A 19,883-nucleotide genomic window follows, 5' to 3' on the forward strand; every position below is an offset into this window, starting at 1 on the left:
TGTAATATCAGAAGAAAAAGCATTTTATTTAGCAGCATCCTGGGTACATCGGATAACAGCATGGGTTGTAAACAGGCGGACAACACGGATTGTACATCGGCGGTGGACAGCATGGGTCATACATGGGCTGTGGACAGCATGCTTCATACATCGGCGGTGGACAACATGGGTCATACATCGGCTGTGGACAGCATGGGTTATACATCGGCATAGGGGAGCAACAAGGATTTTGCACCGGGTAACAACTTGGCTGTTGGTAAACTTGTGGTGCGATATAAGGGATATTTGGCATAATATTTGTCGGTAATGTCGGCTGGTTCGGCATGATATTCGGGCTTACCACCGGGTTATTTGGAAATGCATTTGACTTTACATAGGGCTTATTTTCCACAATTTATCTCTCCTCATCATTAATCAATACAAAATAGTGTATGAGTCTATATAATTGTGTGTATAGACGTTTTCCTCAGGATATTGAACTAAACCAACATGAAGGAATACTGACATTGATGAAGAAGTATATTGGAGAACTTGCTTATAGGTATAACAGTTGACATTTTTAACTGTATATAATAAAGTTACAGTATGATCAGTTGAAGAGGTATGGATGGAGATGAATTGTCATGAATAGTGATTTTGTTATTGCAATGCACAGTCTTGTTTTATTAGCTAACCTACCTGATCATATGGCAAATAGCGAAACCATCGCCGAAAATGTTTGTACAAATCCTGTAAGAATTCGCAAGGTTATGAGTATTTTGCGTAAAGAAGGATATGTGAAAACAAAAGAAGGTATTGGCGGAGGATATTTGTTAAACTGCGACCCTGAAAAGACAACCATGTCCGAAGTGTATCTGGCTATTTCATCTGGTTCACTTAAGCCAAACTGGTGCACAGGTGATCCTGAAAAGGAATGTGTAATTTCATCCAATACTCAGAGTGTCATGGACGAAATCTTTATCGAGGCAGAGCAGCATATGCAAGCATATTTAAGTCAAGCCACGATTAGCGGTGTTTTGAAAAGAATTAAATGTCTTGAATAATACAAGACAAATGCAGGGGTTTTTTAATTTAAACTGTAACTTTTTTTAATACATTTTATAGCCCTTATATCTCTAAGTCAAAATAGTTTAATTAAGATATATATTTTTTCATAAAAAATATTCTCAGAAAGGAGAAATAAGATGATTGAAGTAATCGTAACAGTAAACTATAAAGATAAAAAGTATCAAACAAATGTAATCGCCAATAAAGAAATGAGCTGTGAAAAAATTAAGCGCTTAGCAAAAGAACAAGTTGTGAAACAATGGGGCGCATAATAGGGTGCCCCTACTTTTTTTGACAATCCTTTGCTGAAGGACAGACCTCCTAAATGCTAAAGCTTTAGCGTACTGGGGATCTGACCTTTTTTTAAGCATGTTTTCGGATCGATTCCTTAAGAAACGCGGTCAAATAGTCAACGCTGGTAATCCTTCTATTGCATTCAGCACTGTCTAGACAGATATAATTTCCAATCGCTTTATAGTAGTCGGGGTTATTGGACTTTTTGGCTTTGGTGATCGTGGAAATAAAAGCTACTTTACCAAAACGATTACAGAACGAACAAATATTATCCTTATTTAAAATCGAGTATTTACATTCAATTCCCATCAATTTCTCATTCAGATCGTATATAATAAACTTTTTATTGGTACTGATATCAGTCCAGCTTAGGTAAGTCATCTTCTCGAAATCACCTGTAGATAAATCTGGTACCTTTAGCTTCTTGGCTTTTGGAAACATTTTTTTTACTTCCTGCTCTGTCAATTTGGGAAACGGGATTATGCATCGGGTTAACTCTTGAACGTATTTATCCAATTCAGCATCCGTTTTCCACCTTGAGAGATCCAGCATTTCAACTTGTTCCTTTGCTGCATGTGGAAAAAGCTCAAGAATTTGTGCAATGGCCAGTTCCCTGACAGCCATAATGACACTTGGGTCAGTGTTCTTTTTATAACTATCCTTAATTAAATCCACTTGCCGTTTTATTAAATTATATTGCTCATTCTTTATAAATCTTTCATTCATGATCAGTCGCCTCATTTTCTTACGATACTGTTATATATTTTAAAAAAAGCATCCACTTAATAATAGAGGTAAGATGATTTAGAAACAAAGAATACATAAGAAAAAAGCCTGACTAGGTCAGACCCCTTAAAAGCTATTTTCTTTTTTCTGTGTGTAAACTATTTTTTTGATGGTTTCGATAGAGAGGAAATACTCATCCGCTAACTGGTGGATGCTTTTTCCAATAGAAAATGAATGTTTGATGGAGGCATTTCGTTCATCAATAAACTTTCTTGCCCCTGAACAACTTCCCCATTTCCGGTAGGTTTTTTCCAGTTTGGGGATATAAAGGGTTTCCCCTTGAACATATTTTTGAATTTCCGCTATCAGTTTTTCAGGTAATATGTTGCTTGCGTTTACGTATTTCATTGTTTGCCAGCCCCTTATTTTTATGATTAATAAGGTGCAAAGCCGCAAATTAGAAATGAAATAAAAGCATACCTGGGCGATTTTTTAAAATAAATGTCCGCCCCATGCAAAGTATCGCCTTTCCAATACGTGGCTTTGCATGAGTGGCTGGAGTTCCTGGTAATCTACACTGATTTCCCAAGACTCATCACCTCCTGAAATGTAAGATATTTTGGAACTAGAGTATAAATTATTATAAACGAATTTTTACCATAGTGGCCAGTTTGATGTTACTGGTAATTAATTTGCAGATTAAACTTTACAAATGTTTATATATTCCTGCAATAATATACTATAAGCTTATTATTTTTAAGATATAAAATCGCACGAGATTACCTTGAAAGAAGTTTTCTCCATGAATATTACATCAATTTTAATAAACACTCATTTGAAAATATGTCACATGTAAATGGAGGAGGAATGGCTTATGAAAAAATCTAGTGTAATTTTCTTTGAAAGGAAATTTCCAAGTGCAAATATGATCCTTATTAAGGATCAGCTCCCAATCCTTGTTGATACTGGTTTTGGCAGTGATGCGATAGAAACAGAGCAATTAATGAAAGAAGCAGGTGTTTCACCGGAAGAGTTACACCTTATAGTAAACACGCATTACCATAGTGACCATGTAGGCGGCAATTATCATCTTCAAAGAAATTATGGTGTAACGATTGCTGCGCATAAATGGGAGGCCGATTTAGTTAATTCTTGTGACCCTGAATCCTGTTGTGCAGAATGGTTAGATCAGCCTGTAGAACCTTATCGAGTCGATACAAAGCTCTCCGATAACGATGAGATTGATACAGGGAGTAGAACCCTGAAAGTTTTGCACACACCGGGACATACGCTAGGGCATATTTCTTTATATGAACCTGAAGAAGAAATATTAATTTGTGGGGATCTTTTTCACAAAAATGATATCGGATGGTTAAATATCTTTCGAGAGGGTGTCTCATCTATCCAACGATCGATAGAAAGTTTAGAGCGGTTGTCCCTGCTTCGGATCGGGAAGGCGTACTCAGGACACGGATCTCAAATTGAGAATCCTATGGCTGCCATTGATGCAGCAAGGGAACGGTTTGAAAAATGGCTCAAGTCACCGGAAAAAGTTTCATGGCATGCCTGCAAAAGGATTTTTTCATTCACATTAATTATGAAAAACGGATTGGAAAAAGAAGAAATCAATCACTACCTACTAAACTGTGGATGGTTCCAAGATTTTGCACGCTACTCTTTCCAGCTTCAGCCAGAAGAATTTATTCCAATCCTCCTAGATGAAATGATTCGTTCCGGCGCAGCAAACTGGCACAATCATCGTTTAATCGCCTCGGCTCCATACCAAGCATCACAAGCGAAATGGATGGAAAAGAACATAAAGCCAAAAGATTGGAACACTCATATTGTAAATGGATAGTTGATTTTTATTCTGAATCGCTGCAATACTCAGATTATTGTTACCCATACGGTATAAAACCTTTAGGAGGGAGATTTATATGTCATTAAAAGTAGGAGATATCATTACGTTTGAAAGGACTTTTACAGGTAGGGATGTGGAATTATTTATTGAGATTTCAGGTGATGAAGGGATTCATCATACAACCCCAGATGAACAGGGAAGACTTGTCATTCAAGGTTTGCTGACCGCTACATTACCAACAAAAGTTGGTGGAGATCACAATGTACTGGCTCGTACGATGAATTTTGAGTTTTTAAGACCTGTGTTTACAGGGGATACAATCATTTGCGAAGTGAGAATTGAAAAATACGAAAGGCAAGAAAATAATAGAACAGCTATTATGGCAACTTTTTTATGTAAAAATCAGAATGAAAAAGAAGTATTAAAAGGGAATTTTGCAGGTGTAATATTGTAAAAAAAGGAAGGAAGTGCAAAACGATGAATTTCGAAATAGTTATGCAGGAGCTGGAAGCACTCAGCAAGGAACGAATGAAAAAGATATACATAAGCAATGGGGCACATGAGCCGCTTTTTGGCGTGGCTACAGGCGCAATGAAGCCGCTCGCAAAGAAAATCAAGAAAAATCAGCCTTTGGCTGAGGAGCTTTACGCCACTGGGAACTACGATGCCATGTATTTTGCAGGGATCATTGCGGATCCAATGGCAATGACGGAGGCGGATTTTGACCGTTGGATCGGTGCGGCATATTTTTATATGCTGTCCGATTATGTAGTGGCGGTAACTTTAGCAGAAACCGATATTGCGCAAGATGTTGCCGATAAATGGATTGCAAGCGGGGAAGAACTTAGAATGTCGGCAGGCTGGAGCTGTTACTGCTGGCTTTTAGGTAATCGCCCTGACAGTGAATTTAGTGCAGCCAAGTTGGCCAGTATGCTCGATCAGGTAGAAAAAACGATACATGATTCTCCTGATCGAACCAAATCTGCTATGAATAATTTTATCTACACCGTCGCGATTTCATATGTACCACTTCATGATAAAGCTCTTGAAACCGCAAAGACAGTAGGCCCAGTCGAAATCAAACGGGACAAGAAAAAAAGCAGCATCCTGCTTGCTTCCGAAAATATTCAAAAGGAAATAGATAGAGGGAAGCTTGGTTTCAAACGAAAATATGTCAGGTGTTAGTATGGTTCCAAATTGGGACGACCTTTAAAACCGATCAATTGCAAAGTATGGTGATAATACCATTTTTCAAACCTTAAAGGACAAAAATATTAGTATACAGATAGAAATGTCCAATAGAAGCGTTCTATAGGACAAAACTTCAAGAACCCGTTTGGAAATGTCCAATAGAACGGTTCTAATGGACAAAACATCGCAAATCAAGATAAAAATATCCAATAGAACAGTTCTACCTCATTTCATATGAAATTCATCGAAAAAAGCAAAAACTACGTTCAAAAGTCATTTTTGAACGTAGTTTTTGCTAGTTTAAGGCTTATTTTCCCGCCAAAAGTGAAATTGTCTCGTTCGCTCAACTGTTCGTAACCCGTTATGGTAAAGGTACCCGGGAATACAAGGTAAAGCGCGCTTTCTGAAAGGGTTATACCAGTGGAAAGCTTTGAACAGTTAGCCGAACAATACAAGCCAATGATCTTCAAAATCATTCACTCACTACACATCTATAAAGACCAAGAGGAATTCTATCAGCTGGGGCTTATTGCCCTTTGGGAGGCCACCCGCCGATTTGACGCGGGGAAGGGGAAGCTTGCCAGTTATGCTTACATCTATATTAAAGGGTATCTGCTCATGGAACTGAAGAAATGCCGTAAAAACGAGGAAAGAAATCTTTATCCAAATGAAGAATTTTGGACCGTCATCGAAGATCACTCTTCCTTCTGCCCATTAGAAGAAGAAACGCTTCGCTCATATTGCACGGGCCTAACACCTAACCAAACAAAGTGGGTCATCTACTCGGCACTATATTGCTTATCTACAAGCGAGATTGCGTCATTAGAGAAAGTGTCTGTTTCCGCCGTAAAAAGCTGGCGTGCCGGGGCTCAAGAAAAAATAAAGAGGTTAATGGTGGACTAAAAACTACAGGGATGACTCATAGTCAGACCCTTATCGTGCTAACCTTTAGCGCGCTGGGGGTCTGAGACTTACTTCAGACTGAATATTTACTTTAGAATTGTCAGTTGTAAAAATAGTGAATAAATCCTTCGTGAGTATAGTTGGTGAGATTTGAAAGCCACTTTTAATCCATTCATGGATCAAACCGTAAAAACCGTACGCTTTATAGTACGCATTCGTATTAAATATCGGTGAACTATCTTCGAAATTAGTGAAAAGCAGTTCATGCTGTAAAATTGATATAATGGTTTCGATGATGGAACCCTGCAATTTTGGTATAGAGTCATCTACTATTAATAATTTATAATAATGGGAATATCTCATTATATGATGGAAAATAGTTAACTCTTGTGGTTTCATTCGATTGAAGTTAATTTGTTCTTTTTCATTGAAAGGATGAAGACATTCCCGATAGAACTCATGAGATACGTATGTAACGAAAGAGTTGGCAAGATCTTGTTTGTTCTTAAAGTACTTATAAAATGTTGCACGATTATAACCTGAGTGTGCCACAATTTCTGAAATGGTAACACAAGAATATCCGTTTTTAACGGTTAGCTCCGCCAATACGAAATAGAAATCCATTATTGTATGTTGTTGTTTTTTAGAGATATTTTTGTAATCAATCATGAAAAATCCTCCTTAAGTAAACAATTTTTGTTAAATTGTTTATTACCCCAACACTTTTTCACCTTCTGTTGCTTGTGGGCCTTTTTATTAGTTTGCTATAGTGATTATATCATAAATAGTACGAATATTTTAAAAGGTGGATAATCAATTTCTCCTATATTTGTACTATTTCATGAATAAATATTCCCAATATACTAGAAAAGGGAAAAAGGGGAAGGCGGGTATTAAAATGAAAGGTCAACAAAACAAAGGTCTTGTCGTTGCCGGCTTTTTGGTCTTTTTGATCATTGTTGTCGGGTTTTATTTTTTTCTGGACTCAGTCAATAAAACCGAACAAACAGCCAGTAATCCAAAAGGAACTGAAAAAGCCTCAACACAACAAGCAGAGGTGCCAAAGGATCCTATGACACCGGCCTTTACTAGTAAGGAACTGACAACGCTTCCAGGAGAGAATTGGATAACTAATGGCGGCAGTACATTTAATCAACGATATTCAACCTTAAATGAAATCAACACTACGAATGTTAAAAATTTAAAAGGAAAATGGGTAACACACCTTGGCTCGGGACAAGAGTTTAAGTATTCAGGCGAGGCATCACCGGTCGTTTATAATGGGGTAATGTATATTATTACAGGGGCCGATGAGGTATCGGCACTTGATGTAAAAACGGGTAAAAATTTATGGATTTATAAGCCCGAAATTGACGAATTAACAACCGTTTGCTGCGGCTGGACCAGTCGGGGTGTAGCCATTGGCGATGGGTTAGTGTATGTAGGGCTTTTAGATGCCCGAATTGTGGCATTAGATCAGAAAACAGGGAAAGAAGTTTGGTCCACGGTTGTTGATGATTGGAAAAAGGGCTATACGATTACAAGCGCGCCACTTTACTATAACGGTAAAATATACACAGGAATATCAGGTGGTGATTTTGGTACCCGTGGCAGGGTGACTGCCTTTGATGCCAAAAGTGGGAAGGAACTTTGGCGATTCTATACTATTCCGGGACCAGGAGAAACAGGCCACGAAACATGGCCAAGTGACAATGACTCATGGAAACGCGGTGGTGCGCCGGTCTGGCAGACACCGGCCGTTGATCCTGAAACGGGACTGCTTTATTTCTCAACCGGGAATGCCGCTCCTGACTTAGATGGAAGCATACGAAAAGGGGATAACCTTTTTGCTGCCTCGATCGTGGCGATTGATGCAGAAACGGGTAAATACAAGTGGCATTTTCAAGAGGTACACCATGATATTTGGGATTTAGATGCACCAAATCCTGTCGTTTTATTTGACGTCGAGTTGGATGGAAAAATGAGAAAAGGATTAGCTCAAGCTGGGAAAACGGGCTGGGTATATATTTTAGACAGGACGAATGGGGAGCCGTTAATAGGAATTGACGAAGTGCCAGTTTCGCAGGATGAACGTCAGGCAACTTCACCTACTCAGCCAATTCCTAAAGGAGATGCGTTTGTACCGCAAGAGGTAACAAAAGTAGCCCTTGCCAAGGATGCACCCAAATATGAGGGGAAATTTGGTAAAATCTTTGATCCTTTCTGGGAAGAGCGGCTTCTATTAAAACCAGCAGCAGCTGGAGGCGCCAATTGGCCGCCATCTGCCTACAATCCGGACACTGGTTATTTTTATGTTGTAGCTACTGATCAGTACCAGCTTTTTACCAGAAGTGAGGAAGAATTTGAAGAAGGAAGTGTGTATCTTGGAAGTATCATCGCGCCTGTAGATGATTCGCCAAGAAGAGGCACAGTGACAGCAATCGATGTGAAAACAAATAAAATAGCCTGGCAAAAGGTATGGGATGATAGTGCCTATAGCGGTGTTTTAACGACGAAGGGTGGTCTCGTGTTTGTCGGTCATAATGATGGCAGATTAATTGCCTATGATGCCAAAACGGGTGATCAGGTATGGGAGTTTATGACAGATGCCGGTGTGAATGCCGCGCCAATCGCCTATGAGGTCGATGGAAAACAATATATTTCTGTCCTTGTGGCTGGAAATTCTCTTGCTGGAACGAAGCATGGAGATTCCTTATGGACATTTGCCTTGGACGGTACAATTGAATCAGGAACGACTCCAGTTGCCGATAATCAAAATGGCACGAAGGACAACGGTGCTGTGGCAGCAACGGCAAATGTCGATGATGGTCAGAAGGTCTTTGAAGGAAATTGTCTGGCCTGTCACGGAAGAGAAGGAACTGGGGGACATAACGGGCCTGATTTACAGCTTAGCCAAGTAGCGAAGGATGCCGAGAAGGTAACGGAGAGGGTGAAAAAGGGCGGAAAGACGATGCCTGCTTTTGGAGATCTTTTAACAGAGAAACAGATAAAAGATGTTACCGCCTATATCACGGAAGTTGTAGCAAAAAAACAAGAATAGATTAAAAAAGGCTGACCAGTAATAATTACTGGTCAGTTTTTTTAGAGACCGAGGGAGGAACTCACTTTTGTTATGGGGATACTCATGATATATTACAGTTGAGACAATGGTTCTTCTTTTAATAAATACATAATAAAAGTCTATCAATCTTGGGATCAAGGGGACGGTTCTACTGGATTTTTGGATAAGTAAAAGAAATTAAAAAGGCCAAAAGAACCATCCGTGTCCCTGTAGGCATTTGCGGGTTTTGGTCTTCATTAGCATGATGAAGACCATTTTGCTAGTATTCATTCAGCGTTTTGGAGCAAAATAGATAGTGGCTTATTGAATTTCTCTTAAGCCCTTGCCATCATGAATCTCGCGAATCCCTTCCTCGCAAACCCCATAAGAACGCCAAGAACATGTTTCACAGACCACTTGAATATCGGTGGGGATGACTTGTTTTCGGATACGGGATTCTATTTCCTCCCACCTAAGAATTTGTCCGATTTTAAGGTTCATTTTTTCTAAAATATTGGCATCTCTGTCAAAAATCTGGTCGTCTTGGCAATGATATTCACCTGAATTAGGGTACTTTTCACACAACTGATCCGGTCCACTTACAAGCAGAATTAACGTTTTTGGGTCGTTTCTCAAGGTTTGATGCAAACGCGTCATATTTTCCACGTATTCTTGAGAATAGCCCATTCCCCGATAGCCTAGAAGGCAAAAAAGATGATGACCTCGCAGCTTATACATTATTCTCCCCCAGTATGTCTTATCTTTAAAAGTAAACTAAAAATGAAATTTGGTTAACATCTATATGACTAATGATACCATATCAGTCTTTCTATTTGTTTGTTAAATGGATTGCTAATTTTAAGGAGTGGTGAGAAGTTGAAATATCGTAAAGCAATTATCGATGACATTGATATATTAATTGATTTAAGAAAAAAGCAATTAATGGATGAGGGGATCGAACCTAATATTGACATCGATATGGAACTTACAGTTTTCTTTAAAAATAAACTACGTGATGCTTCTTTAATTCAGTGGTTAGTAGAAGAGAATGAAGAAATTATTGCTTGTGGTGCAATAATTGTTTACGAATTCCCTCCATCGTATACCAATAAGAGTGGAAAAAAGGCTTATGTCACCAATATGTATACGAAAGAGAAGTATCGTGGACAAGGAATCGCAACTAAATTGTTGCTTAAGTTAGTTGATGAAGCTAAAAACTTAGACATTTCAAAAATCTGGCTTGGAGCTTCGAAATTAGGTAGACCAGTATATAAAAAGTTTGGCTTTAAAGAAACTGATGAATGGTTGGAATTAAATTTGTAATAATCATAAAATTTACGCTCTTACTGGTATGTATTTACATTAATTAGTATTGATACAACAAAAGATAGAAGGTGAGTATCCTAGTTCCTACTAAGCAAAAACAGCATCGGCCTTCCGAAAGTGAATAAACATTGATTTTAGGCAAACTATAAAGGGAGTTGATAAGAAAAAGGAGATGAGTTCGATGGGACATTATAAAATAACTAACATGATGATCGATGATGATTTTGCCGTAGAGGAATATGTGACTGCAGAATTTACCTACAATCATAAATCGTATAGCATAACATTTAAAAAAGCAGACCTTGAAATCATCAATTCGTGGGTTTTTGAGGAGGGTACCTCATTTCCAGCGAATGTACCTGAGGAAATTGTGGAATCAATTAGGGAAGATGTCAAAAAAAGAATCTAGATTTCTGTTCGCAGTAAATACAAATACATAGAAAAAACTAACCTATTCATTTACGGATAGGTTAGTTTCCGAGGACTACTATATCATTATTCCTGTACCAATCGTACAAGCATATGTGCCAACTTGTGCTGCTCTTCCTCCGTACCTACTTTCCACAGCTCTTGTAATAATCGCTCCTCAGAATTTTTCGGGGACTGCTGAACCGCTAAATAATCAGCCACTTTTTGCGCAGAATTGGCTAATTGCTCCTCATCCATACCTAGTTTTATACCCAAATCAACTTTGCCACTCAGGTATTCCCTAAAATCATCAAAACTAGTTAAAGCATCACCGTTCTTGTAAATATGATTAGCTATTTCTTGATCCTGTAACTGCTTATCCATGTAAATCACTCCTCGTTTGGATTGTTCGTCTTTAATTTGATGTGCTACTCTATACTTACCCTGTGTCTAAGTAGATAAAACCTGATTTCGGGACTTTGGATATAAAGGGCGCGATTCAATAACAAAGATTAGCGCTCATTTTCATTCTTATACCAATTTGCTAGAATCAATCGAGGTGATGTTCAAACAAGCTGTTTTCTATTTTGAGATGGGGGAACTAATAAATGGTGAGGTGGAGTATTCGATGAAAATAAACCAACAAGAATTTATTGTTAACGGGACGACCTATATAATTAGATCTGCTATACATAAAGATGCAAAGGTTTTGTCGGAAATCAGATTACAGATTGATGGAGAAACTGAAAACCTCGACAGAGAAAAAGGCGAGGCATTCATAGATGTACAAGGTTTTGAAGAATTAATCAAATCAGATACAGAAAATAAGAAGAACCTTTTTTTAGTTGCGGCGGTTCATGACAGGATTGTCGGATTTTCAAGATGTGAAGGAAATCTATTAAAACGATTTGCTCACAAAGCAGAATTTGGAGTGGGTGTCTTAAAAGATTATTGGGGCTACGGCATTGGCAAAAACCTTTTAAAAGAGTCCATTGCCTGGGCTGAATCAAACGGAATTAAAAAAGTAACCTTAAATGTTCTTGAAACAAATGAAAAAGCGATAAACCTATATAAAAAATTGGGTTTTAAAACTGAAGGCATCCTACAAAATGACAAAGTCCTTTCCGACGGGCAATATTACAACACAGTTGTTATGGGAAGATTTCATGAATGAGCATAGTTCGAACTAGGCTCTATGGTCAGGCCCCCGACATGCTAACGCTTTAGCGCGCTGGGGGTCTGATCCTTTTAAAGCGATTTTAAAGAAATCTATTCACTTTACCCAGCTTGTCTGCCTTCAGTGTATACAAATTAACGGGTCTCCCAATCCCATATGTCAATGTTTCTTCGAGGACGCCAAGAGTGGTCAGGAATTTCAAATATTTTCGGATCGACACTCTTGAAATAAGGGTAGCCTCGGAGATCTCATCAGTTGAAAACTGGCTATTTCCTTTTGACTTTATGACATGGATGACAGACTGCAGGGTGCTGCTGGTTAAACCTTTGGGCAGATTATATAGGGATTCTTCGGCTTGTTTTTGACCAGTGCTAAGAATCTGTTCATCCAATTCTTCCTGCTTTAGTATTTCGATACTGGAGAAAAAATTGTATGTAACCTTGTACCGCATCAAGGCCTGATAAAACCTGTCAAACTCGAACGGTTTGATTAAATAGTCGACAGCCCCATATCTTAGGGCAGTTTGAATTTTTTCTTTGTCAGCTGCGGCTGTAATCAAGATTACATCGGTTTTCTTGTTTTGTTCTCTAATAAACTTTAGCAGTTCAAGCCCAGTTGCACCAGGCATATATACATCAAGTAGAATAAGATCAACCTCTGCGGTATGAAGATAATCCTTAGCATCCTTTACGGTATGGACGATTCCTGATAGATTGAATCCTTTCACTTCTTGGAGGAAGCGCTTATTAAATTCAGCAACCATTGGATCATCTTCGACAATTAGGATCTTAATCATTTTCCCACCTCTTTGCTTCATAAGGTATTCTTATATGAAATTCAGTCCCAAGTAATAGTTTTGAATCAATCGTTATTTCTCCACCGAGGTTGTGAATGGCATTTGCAGTTAAATAAAGGCCAAACCCTCTATTTTCCCCTTTTGTTGAGAAACCTTTTTCAAAAATTCTCTTCTGCAGCTTATCAGAAATTCCAGGTCCGGAATCGAGAACCTCAATTGTTAACCATCCATCAGCATATGTAATATTCAATTCTAGCGTTTTTTCAAGACTATCGGCCAATGCCTCAATCGCGTTATCAATCAAATTTCCTAGAATGGTCATTAGCTCATACGTCGTCTTTTGATCTGCCGGCTCAGGAATAACAGTTGCACAATTGATTGACAATTCAACATTTTCTTCCCTAGCATACGATAATTTTCCCATGATAAATCCACCGACAACTGGATCCTTGAAATGCTGAGTGATGTTTCCATATTCCTGATTTCGAAAGTCTACCAATGTATGAATAAAGTCTGATAGTTCATCGTAAAATTTCATTTGGACCATACCAAGGATCACATGAAGGCGATTCATAAACTCGTGCGATTGGGCGCGAAGGGCATCGGCATATGTTCTTACACCAGTTAACTGTTCAGCCAATTGGTTGACGTCGGTCTTGTCCCTGAAAGTTGAAATCGCTCCGACCACCTGACCATTGACTACAACCGGAACCCTATTGAAGAGGATGGAAACACCATTTATTTTCTGTTCTACATCGAGTTCGGGTTTTCCTGTTTGCATCACTTGATCCAATGTGGTGGAAGGCATATAATCATAAATTTTCATGCCTACTGGATGTTGGGAAAGACCAGCCTTTTTAAAGATGAGTAATGCCGACTTATTTACCAAGGTGATGGTGGAACCACGATCAACCGCAATAATTCCCTCATGAACAGACTGAAGCATGGCACTTCTTTCCACATGGATCTTTGCAATCGCAAAGGGTTCAAGGCCTAGCAAGATTCTTTTAATATATCTTGCAAGAATAATAGCGCCAATCACCCCAATCGTTAAGCCCAAAACGGTTACAATCAGAATGCTCCGCTGGCTTCGGCCCAGAGATATTTTTACATCTTTAAGGGAAATGCCGACTGCAGCCACGCCAATTTGTTCGTTTGCCTTATTATAAATGGGCGTAAAGGCCCTAACGGATTCCCCTAGAGTCCCATGTGAGATTGAAACATACTCTTTCCCCATAAGTGCTGGCAATTCATCCCCGCCAACAAAATGCTTGCCGATTTCCTTCGGATTGGGATGCGACTTGCGAATCCCGTTCATATCCATGACGACAACAAACAAAACGTTTGTGGCAGATTGAATATCCTTCGTATACTCTTGAATGGCCTGAGTGTTTTGGCCGTCCACTAATGTATCAATGACTATAGTTGACTTGGCAACTGTCCTCGACACAATCTGTGCCTTCTCCTGATGATTTTTTTTAATACTATTACTAACATTTTTACTAATAAATAAATCAGTGATTAGAAGTGATGCAAGAACGACTAAACACACGAAGAAAATAATGATCGAACTTAATTTAAACTTGAATCGTCGATTGTCCACAAAAAACCTCCGAAAAATACTTGCTGCTATTCGAACGAAAGAATGATTACTCTTTCTCACTATAAAATGAAATGGCTTTAAAATAAAGAACTGTTTTCAACTATATCTCTGCTTACTTTAATTACAAAACAATTTTTAAAGTTTCATTAACTATATTTACTTTTCACAAAATTGTAACATATTGATAAATCCAAAAATTGAAATCGTTTACAAAAGAACATTAAATAGGAGGAAGGCGTATGAAAATTAGGTTTAAGAGTCTTACTACTCAGGTGATTATTGGGATTATACTGGGGATATTGGTTGGTTTTGTGTTTCCTGATATTGGCTCACAGCTAAAGGTGATTGCTGATATGTTTATTAAGTTGGTGAAAATGGTGATAGCCCCTATTATATTCCTTACCATCGTTATTGGGATTGCAGGAATGGGGGATTTAAAGAAAGTTGGCAAAATTGGCGGTAAAGCGTTACTTTACTTTGAAATTGTCTCAACGATTGCTTTGGCTATCGGGATCATTGTTGCCAATGTCCTAAAACCAGGTAAAGGCATTGATGCAAAGGCGGGAGAAGGGGATATCACCCAGTATACGAAGGCGGCTGAGGAAACAAGCCATGGATTCATGGACTTTATTCTTTCCATCATACCTGATAGCTTCCTGGGTGCATTCACGAATGGCCAGCTTCTGCCGGTGCTGCTGCTTGCCGTATTGTTTGGAATCTCACTGGCCCACTTAGGCAAGAAGGGGAAACCAGTCATTGAGTTTTTTGAAAAAGTAACCGAAGTGTTCTTCGGTATTGTCAATATCATTATGAAGGTTTCTCCATTGGCTGCTTTCGGTGCGATGGCCTATACAATTGGAAACTTTGGAATTGGGTCGCTTCTCTATCTTGGAAAACTGATGGGCTCTGTTTATATTACAATGGCCATCTTTATTATCCTGGTTCTTGGTGGAATTGCTAAAATGTTTGGCTTCAGTATCTTTAAATTTATTGCTTATATAAAAGAAGAAATCCTTCTTGTCATCGGTACATCATCTTCTGAAGCAGCACTGCCTAGTATGATGGAAAAGCTTGAGAAATATGGCTGCTCGAAACCAGTAGTGGGACTTGTGCTGCCAACCGGATATTCCTTCAATTTGGACGGAACTTCCATCTATCTCTCAATGGCGGCATTGTTTATTGCCCAGGCCTATGGTGTGGATCTTAGCATTTGGCAGCAGATTACACTTCTTGGAGTGTTGATGCTGACATCGAAAGGTGCTGCTGGCGTCACAGGGTCAGGCTTTGTAACACTGGCCGCAACATTAACGGTATTCCCGTCGATTCCGGTAGCTGGAATGGCTCTGATCCTTGGTGTTGATCGCTTTATGTCAGAGGCGCGTGCAATCACGAATCTTATTGGTAATGGTGTTGCTACAGTTATCATTTCTAAGACAGAAGGGGAGTTTAAACCTGTCCAAGAAGTTGTTGAGGAGAAAATGGGTGCCTAATTCAAAATAGCACAAAAGCTCTGAATAGTGGGTCAGACAACACTGTAATTTTTAAAAATTACAGTGTTGTCTGGTCCTTTTTTCGTTTCTTTCCCTTTTTCAGCGCTGGGTGTATATTATTTCCTTATTATTTGTGTAAAATAGAATAGAAAATATAACAGAATAGGTGAGAACATGAGTAAAATATCAGAATTTGTATCCAAGCATCATCTTCAAAATGTTGAGGAATTAAAAGAATTACTCCGTATTCCTAGCATAAGTTCCTTATCAGAGCATAAAAAGGACATCGAACAAGCAGCATCATGGATCGCCACTAAGTTAAAAAACATTGGAATGGAACATGTTGAAATCGTACAGACAAAAGGTCATCCGATTATTTATGCAGACTGGCTTCATCAGGAAAATGCCCCCACTGTCCTAGTATACGGTCATTATGATGTGCAGCCTGTTGACCCCATTGATTTATGGGAAACTCCTCCATTTGAACCGGACATTCGTGATGAGAAGATTTTTGCCAGAGGGGCAACAGACGATAAAGGGCAGACGTTCTTACATATCAAAGCAGTGGAAACCTTGTTGGCATCCGATGGAAAGTTGCCAGTAAACGTAAAATTTTGCATCGAAGGAGAAGAAGAAATCGGAAGTCCTCATCTTCCGAAGTTTTTATCCGAAAATAAAGAAAAATTAGCCTGTGATGTGGTGGTAATCTCCGATTCTGATATGTGGGAAAGAGGAGTCCCAGCTATTACTTATTCTTTAAGAGGTCTGTGTGCATTGGAAGTTTCCCTTAAAACGGCAAATTCTGATCTGCACTCCGGCATGTTCGGCGGGGGAGTCCAGAACGCCAACCATTTATTGATACAGCTGCTTTCTAGCCTTCATGACGAAAATGGAAAAGTAAAGGTTGAACATTTTTATGATGATGTAGTGGAACTGACCGAATTGGAAAAGGAACAAATCAAAGCACTAGGCTTTGATGAAGAAAAGCTAAAGAAATCATTAGGGTTAACGGAATTAACGGGAGGGGAAAACAATATTCCTTATCCTGAAAAAATTAGTTCCCGGCCAACGGTAGAAATAAACGGTTTATGGGGTGGATTCCAGGGGGAAGGGACAAAAACGGTCATACCAAACGAAGCACATGCAAAAATCACCTGCCGTCTGGTTCACAATCAAAACCCTGAAAAGATTCAGGGGTTGATTAAAAAGCATTTGGAAGAACAGGCACCAAAAGGATGCGCAGTAAAAGTGACGCTTCAAGATACAGGTAATCCGTTCTTAACGCCGATCGACAGTCCGATGATGCAAAAAGCGGCCGAAGCATATGAACAGGTTTATGGGAAAACACCTGTTTACAAAAGAGAAGGGGGCTCGATTCCAATTGTATCGGATTTCAATCAAGTCCTCCATGCTCCTGTTGTCTTAATGGGATTCGGTTTGCCAGATGAAAATCTTCATGCTCCGAATGAACATTTTAACTTGGAAAACTTTGATAAAGGTATCTTAACGATTTGTTCCTTTTTAGAACTGATCTAAATTGATAGGCAAAGGAGGGAGCGCACAGCATCCCTCTTTTTGTGATCATATATCATTGTCCTCTGAAGACATAAACAATGTCTTTGACCAAAGGTAGTGGTGAACGTTATGTCAATAATCACCAAATTAAATCTTGGCATTTGGATATATATGTTAAAATAAAAATATATGCTAAATAGCCATCGGTCGTTTGATTGAACAATTTAAATATCTAAATGGAGGGTCAAAATGAAAAAAGGTACAAAATATGGATTATATGCTTCGTTAATTGTATTAATTGGTTTTCCAGTTCTTTTTTTCTGCCTATCATTGTTTACTGGAAAATGGAATTACCTCTTGGTAAGTATTCCACCCTCGTTAACTGCGGGATTAACTTGTTTAATGGTAACACGTAACCAGATAAAAAAAGAACGCAAAAGCGTTTAACACGATAAGGATGCGTGTTTCTGCTTGGCGAAAGTCAAATTACATCCAAGTAAAAATGAAAATGGTATCATCACACACTAGATGATACCATTTGTCCATGTATATGGTAAGGCAAGCATTTTAGAGAAAGATGAATTAATAGAAGAAATAACAATCATGCTGGAAAAATATGAAGAAAATCATGAAAATCCTGTTGTATGGTATAAACTTTCTCCTAATCTATTAGAAAGTGAACTGAAAGGAATAGTGGGATTTAAGATTAAGGTGGGTGAAATTCAGGCTGCATATAAATTAAGTCAGAATCGAAATGAAACGGGTTATAGTAACATCATTGATAAATTACAAAATGAAGGAAATCCAAATTCTAAACAAATGGCAGAACAGATGGAAAAGAGATTAAAAAAACACATATAAGCCCACTTTTATTCTGTTACTTTGGAGGATATTTTGCAAATCCAACTTTAGAAACCCAGCTAGGTATTTATTGATGTATGTTTTGCAGTATGTTTAATAAATCTTTATGAGTCATTTCTCATGGAAATCTGTATAAACACTAATATTTATACAGATTTTTGAAAGTCATGCCTATTGGACTAACGGGGCAGTTTAGCTTAAGTACATTTCTTCACAAAGTTAAAAAAGCAAATTTCCCCAATTTTTATTTATAACAGCTTAACGTTGATTCGGGAATATTGAACTTCGCTACCTGCTAATTGAATTCTACTTCATCTGGAGACCTTTAAATTAAAATGTTTCCTTTCTTCTGACAGACTTATTAAATTTCGAAAACAATCAATTCAATCATCTTTTCGTATAGAAAAACTTATTAAGAAACATGCACTAGAAAAAATATAAATCATATATAGTAGATATCCCGTTTGAATGCTTGAGGAGGATATTATGAAACCTATGTTACCTAGTGAAAAATATTTCGGTAATTTAGAACTAGTTTATGCATTTTATGGGGCTATGCCTACAGGTGTTACTGTTTCAGAAACCGGTCGTATTTTCATTTGCTTTCCGAAATGGGGAGACGATGTTAAATTTACGGTGGCGGAAATTGTTGAGGATAAATTGCAGCCTTATCCTAATTTACAAACCAATTTGGTTAACCCCGAGAATATCACAATGACTTTCATCAGTGTCCAAAGTGTAGTTGCTGATGGAAGGGGAACGCTTTGGATATTAGATACAGCGGCACCCAATTTTTCTAAACCTATTAAAAGGGGGGCAAAATTAGTCGCTGTTGATTTAGAAACCAATACAATAAGAAAAGTATATACCTTTACAGAAGATGTTGTCCTGCCTACAACTTATCTGAATGATGTCCGTTTTGATTTTCGTGTTGGAAAAGCAGGTTATGCCTATATAACGGATTCTTCTTCAAGAGGACCAGGAGCTATTATCGTCGTAGATTTATCAAATGGAAACGCGTTTAGACGGTTAAATGGGGCAAATTCAACTTCACCCGATCCCTACTTTTTACCGAAAGTAGAAGGTCAAATTTTAATGAATCGAAACAAAGACGGTTCAACTTCTCCATTTAGATTGGCGTCTGATAGTCTTGCGATTTCTCCCAATGGAAAGATATTATTTTTTGCTCCACTAACCAGTCGTCATTTGTTCTCGATCTCAACAGAAGCCCTTAGAGACAGAATGATACCGGACATGGATTTACCTTATCATGTGGAGTATTGGGGAGAAAAAGGTGCGTCTGATGGAATGAGTACAGATGCAATAGGGGCCGTTTATGCTGGAGATTATGAGAACAACAGTATTCGAAAGATATTGCCGAATGGCACAATGGAAACCATCGCACATGATCCGAGAATTTTATGGCCGGATACTTTTTCGATTGGTCCGGATGAATACTTATATGTCATTGTGAACCAATTACATCGGCAGGCAAGATTTCATTATGGTAAAGACCTGCGACAAAAACCTTATAGTTTACTTCGTATCAAAATTGATGAATTTCCTGCTCCGACCTTTTCATAATAAAAATAGTCAATTAATTGTTTTCATTATATAGTGTAAA

At 38.4% G+C, this 19,883-nt stretch carries 22 protein-coding genes and 1 pseudogene; 15 read left to right on the plus strand and 8 right to left on the minus strand.

Translation table 11 applies throughout. The features are described from left to right. Positions 1 to 28 precede the first annotated feature (28 nt). Positions 29 to 391: a hypothetical protein gene (locus BABA_RS27825; RefSeq protein ID WP_157273092.1), complete on the minus strand. Its 363-nt coding sequence runs from the start codon at positions 389 to 391 to the stop codon at positions 29 to 31. Between the two features lie 232 nt (positions 392 to 623). Here BABA_RS27825 and BABA_RS03345 point away from each other — a divergent pair, with 232 nt between their 5' ends. Both BABA_RS03345 and BABA_RS03350 read left to right on the plus strand, forming a co-directional pair. Next, a complete protein-coding gene (locus BABA_RS03345; protein WP_007083720.1) occupies positions 624 to 1,043 on the plus strand; it encodes an RrF2 family transcriptional regulator in 420 nt (139 codons plus the stop codon). Positions 1,044 to 1,184: 141 nt separating this feature from the next. Then, positions 1,185 to 1,319 (plus strand): BA3454 family stress response protein, encoded by a 135-nt coding sequence (locus tag BABA_RS03350; protein WP_007083721.1) that lies wholly within the window; start codon positions 1,185 to 1,187, stop codon positions 1,317 to 1,319. Between the two features lie 91 nt (positions 1,320 to 1,410). Here the strand turns inward: BABA_RS03350 and BABA_RS03355 are convergent, their stop codons facing one another. Together BABA_RS03355 and BABA_RS03360 are read right to left on the minus strand one after the other, a co-directional pair. Further along, on the minus strand, positions 1,411 to 2,067 hold the full coding sequence (locus BABA_RS03355) for a FusB/FusC family EF-G-binding protein (RefSeq protein ID WP_007083722.1): 657 nt from the start codon (positions 2,065 to 2,067) through the stop codon (positions 1,411 to 1,413). Positions 2,068 to 2,193: 126 nt separating this feature from the next. After that, positions 2,194 to 2,475 (minus strand): CD3324 family protein, encoded by a 282-nt coding sequence (locus BABA_RS03360; protein WP_007083723.1) that lies wholly within the window; start codon positions 2,473 to 2,475, stop codon positions 2,194 to 2,196. A 466-nt stretch (positions 2,476 to 2,941) separates the two neighbouring features. On the opposite strand from BABA_RS03360, the gene BABA_RS26330 reads away from it, so the two are divergent. The 4 genes from BABA_RS26330 to BABA_RS03380 all read left to right on the plus strand — a co-directional run bounded on the left by BABA_RS26330 (position 2,942) and on the right by BABA_RS03380 (position 6,022). Then, positions 2,942 to 3,925 carry an MBL fold metallo-hydrolase gene (locus BABA_RS26330; RefSeq protein WP_007083724.1) on the plus strand — a complete coding sequence of 328 codons (984 nt, stop codon included), beginning with the start codon at positions 2,942 to 2,944 and terminating at the stop codon, positions 3,923 to 3,925. 79 nt (positions 3,926 to 4,004) lie between these two features. After that, the gene (locus BABA_RS03370; RefSeq protein ID WP_007083725.1) at positions 4,005 to 4,382 is read left to right on the plus strand and encodes a hotdog domain-containing protein; all 378 of its coding nucleotides are present in this window, start codon (positions 4,005 to 4,007) and stop codon (positions 4,380 to 4,382) included. Positions 4,383 to 4,405: 23 nt separating this feature from the next. Next, entirely contained in the window at positions 4,406 to 5,113 is a 708-nt protein-coding gene (locus BABA_RS03375) for a DNA alkylation repair protein (RefSeq protein ID WP_007083726.1), read from the plus strand. A 426-nt stretch (positions 5,114 to 5,539) separates the two neighbouring features. Next, complete coding sequence (locus tag BABA_RS03380) at positions 5,540 to 6,022, plus strand: sigma-70 family RNA polymerase sigma factor (protein WP_007083727.1); 483 nt, start codon at positions 5,540 to 5,542, stop codon at positions 6,020 to 6,022. A 45-nt stretch (positions 6,023 to 6,067) separates the two neighbouring features. Here the strand turns inward: BABA_RS03380 and BABA_RS03385 are convergent, their stop codons facing one another. After that, positions 6,068 to 6,691 carry a TetR/AcrR family transcriptional regulator gene (locus tag BABA_RS03385; protein WP_007083728.1) on the minus strand — a complete coding sequence of 208 codons (624 nt, stop codon included), beginning with the start codon at positions 6,689 to 6,691 and terminating at the stop codon, positions 6,068 to 6,070. 229 nt (positions 6,692 to 6,920) lie between these two features. On the opposite strand from BABA_RS03385, the gene BABA_RS03390 reads away from it, so the two are divergent. Continuing rightward, positions 6,921 to 9,083 carry a PQQ-dependent dehydrogenase, methanol/ethanol family gene (locus BABA_RS03390; RefSeq protein ID WP_157273093.1) on the plus strand — a complete coding sequence of 721 codons (2,163 nt, stop codon included), beginning with the start codon at positions 6,921 to 6,923 and terminating at the stop codon, positions 9,081 to 9,083. 321 nt (positions 9,084 to 9,404) lie between these two features. Here the strand turns inward: BABA_RS03390 and BABA_RS03395 are convergent, their stop codons facing one another. After that, complete coding sequence (locus tag BABA_RS03395; RefSeq protein ID WP_007083730.1) at positions 9,405 to 9,821, minus strand: DUF1284 domain-containing protein; 417 nt, start codon at positions 9,819 to 9,821, stop codon at positions 9,405 to 9,407. Between the two features lie 138 nt (positions 9,822 to 9,959). Here BABA_RS03395 and BABA_RS03400 point away from each other — a divergent pair, with 138 nt between their 5' ends. Both BABA_RS03400 and BABA_RS03405 read left to right on the plus strand, forming a co-directional pair. Further along, positions 9,960 to 10,406: a GNAT family N-acetyltransferase gene (locus BABA_RS03400; RefSeq protein WP_007083731.1), complete on the plus strand. Its 447-nt coding sequence runs from the start codon at positions 9,960 to 9,962 to the stop codon at positions 10,404 to 10,406. A 184-nt stretch (positions 10,407 to 10,590) separates the two neighbouring features. Next, positions 10,591 to 10,818: a hypothetical protein gene (locus BABA_RS03405; RefSeq protein WP_007083732.1), complete on the plus strand. Its 228-nt coding sequence runs from the start codon at positions 10,591 to 10,593 to the stop codon at positions 10,816 to 10,818. Between the two features lie 86 nt (positions 10,819 to 10,904). Here BABA_RS03405 and BABA_RS03410 read toward each other — a convergent pair whose 3' ends face one another. After that, on the minus strand, positions 10,905 to 11,201 hold the full coding sequence (locus tag BABA_RS03410; protein WP_007083733.1) for a DUF3243 domain-containing protein: 297 nt from the start codon (positions 11,199 to 11,201) through the stop codon (positions 10,905 to 10,907). Positions 11,202 to 11,445: 244 nt separating this feature from the next. Here BABA_RS03410 and BABA_RS03415 point away from each other — a divergent pair, with 244 nt between their 5' ends. Next, positions 11,446 to 11,991, plus strand: a complete 546-nt coding sequence (locus BABA_RS03415; RefSeq protein ID WP_007083734.1) for a GNAT family N-acetyltransferase — start codon at positions 11,446 to 11,448, stop codon at positions 11,989 to 11,991. Between the two features lie 85 nt (positions 11,992 to 12,076). On the opposite strand, the gene BABA_RS03420 is transcribed toward BABA_RS03415, so the two are convergent. Continuing rightward, the gene (locus tag BABA_RS03420) at positions 12,077 to 12,790 is read right to left on the minus strand and encodes a response regulator (RefSeq protein ID WP_007083735.1); all 714 of its coding nucleotides are present in this window, start codon (positions 12,788 to 12,790) and stop codon (positions 12,077 to 12,079) included. Further along, positions 12,783 to 14,393: a DcuS/MalK family sensor histidine kinase gene (dcuS, locus tag BABA_RS03425; RefSeq protein WP_007083736.1), complete on the minus strand. Its 1,611-nt coding sequence runs from the start codon at positions 14,391 to 14,393 to the stop codon at positions 12,783 to 12,785. Before dcuS ends, BABA_RS03420 begins: the two co-directional genes overlap by 8 nt. A gap of 239 nt (positions 14,394 to 14,632) precedes the next feature. Between dcuS and dctA the strand changes: the two genes are divergently transcribed. The 5 genes and pseudogenes from dctA to BABA_RS03450 all read left to right on the plus strand — a co-directional run bounded on the left by dctA (position 14,633) and on the right by BABA_RS03450 (position 19,843). Further along, positions 14,633 to 15,883: a C4-dicarboxylate transporter DctA gene (gene dctA, locus BABA_RS03430; RefSeq protein WP_007083737.1), complete on the plus strand. Its 1,251-nt coding sequence runs from the start codon at positions 14,633 to 14,635 to the stop codon at positions 15,881 to 15,883. Between the two features lie 174 nt (positions 15,884 to 16,057). Beyond that, a complete protein-coding gene (locus tag BABA_RS03435) occupies positions 16,058 to 17,419 on the plus strand; it encodes a dipeptidase (protein ID WP_007083738.1) in 1,362 nt (453 codons plus the stop codon). 228 nt (positions 17,420 to 17,647) lie between these two features. Further along, entirely contained in the window at positions 17,648 to 17,845 is a 198-nt protein-coding gene (locus BABA_RS03440) for a hypothetical protein (protein WP_007083739.1), read from the plus strand. A 93-nt stretch (positions 17,846 to 17,938) separates the two neighbouring features. Beyond that, positions 17,939 to 18,259 (plus strand): annotated as a pseudogene (locus BABA_RS03445) (FMN-binding negative transcriptional regulator); the annotation flags it as partial. A gap of 486 nt (positions 18,260 to 18,745) precedes the next feature. Further along, complete coding sequence (locus BABA_RS03450) at positions 18,746 to 19,843, plus strand: L-dopachrome tautomerase-related protein (RefSeq protein ID WP_007083741.1); 1,098 nt, start codon at positions 18,746 to 18,748, stop codon at positions 19,841 to 19,843. The last annotated feature ends 40 nt before the right edge of the window (positions 19,844 to 19,883 follow it).

It is taken from the genome of Neobacillus bataviensis LMG 21833, assembly GCF_000307875.1.
Classification (GTDB): domain Bacteria; phylum Bacillota; class Bacilli; order Bacillales; family Cytobacillaceae; genus Neobacillus; species Neobacillus bataviensis.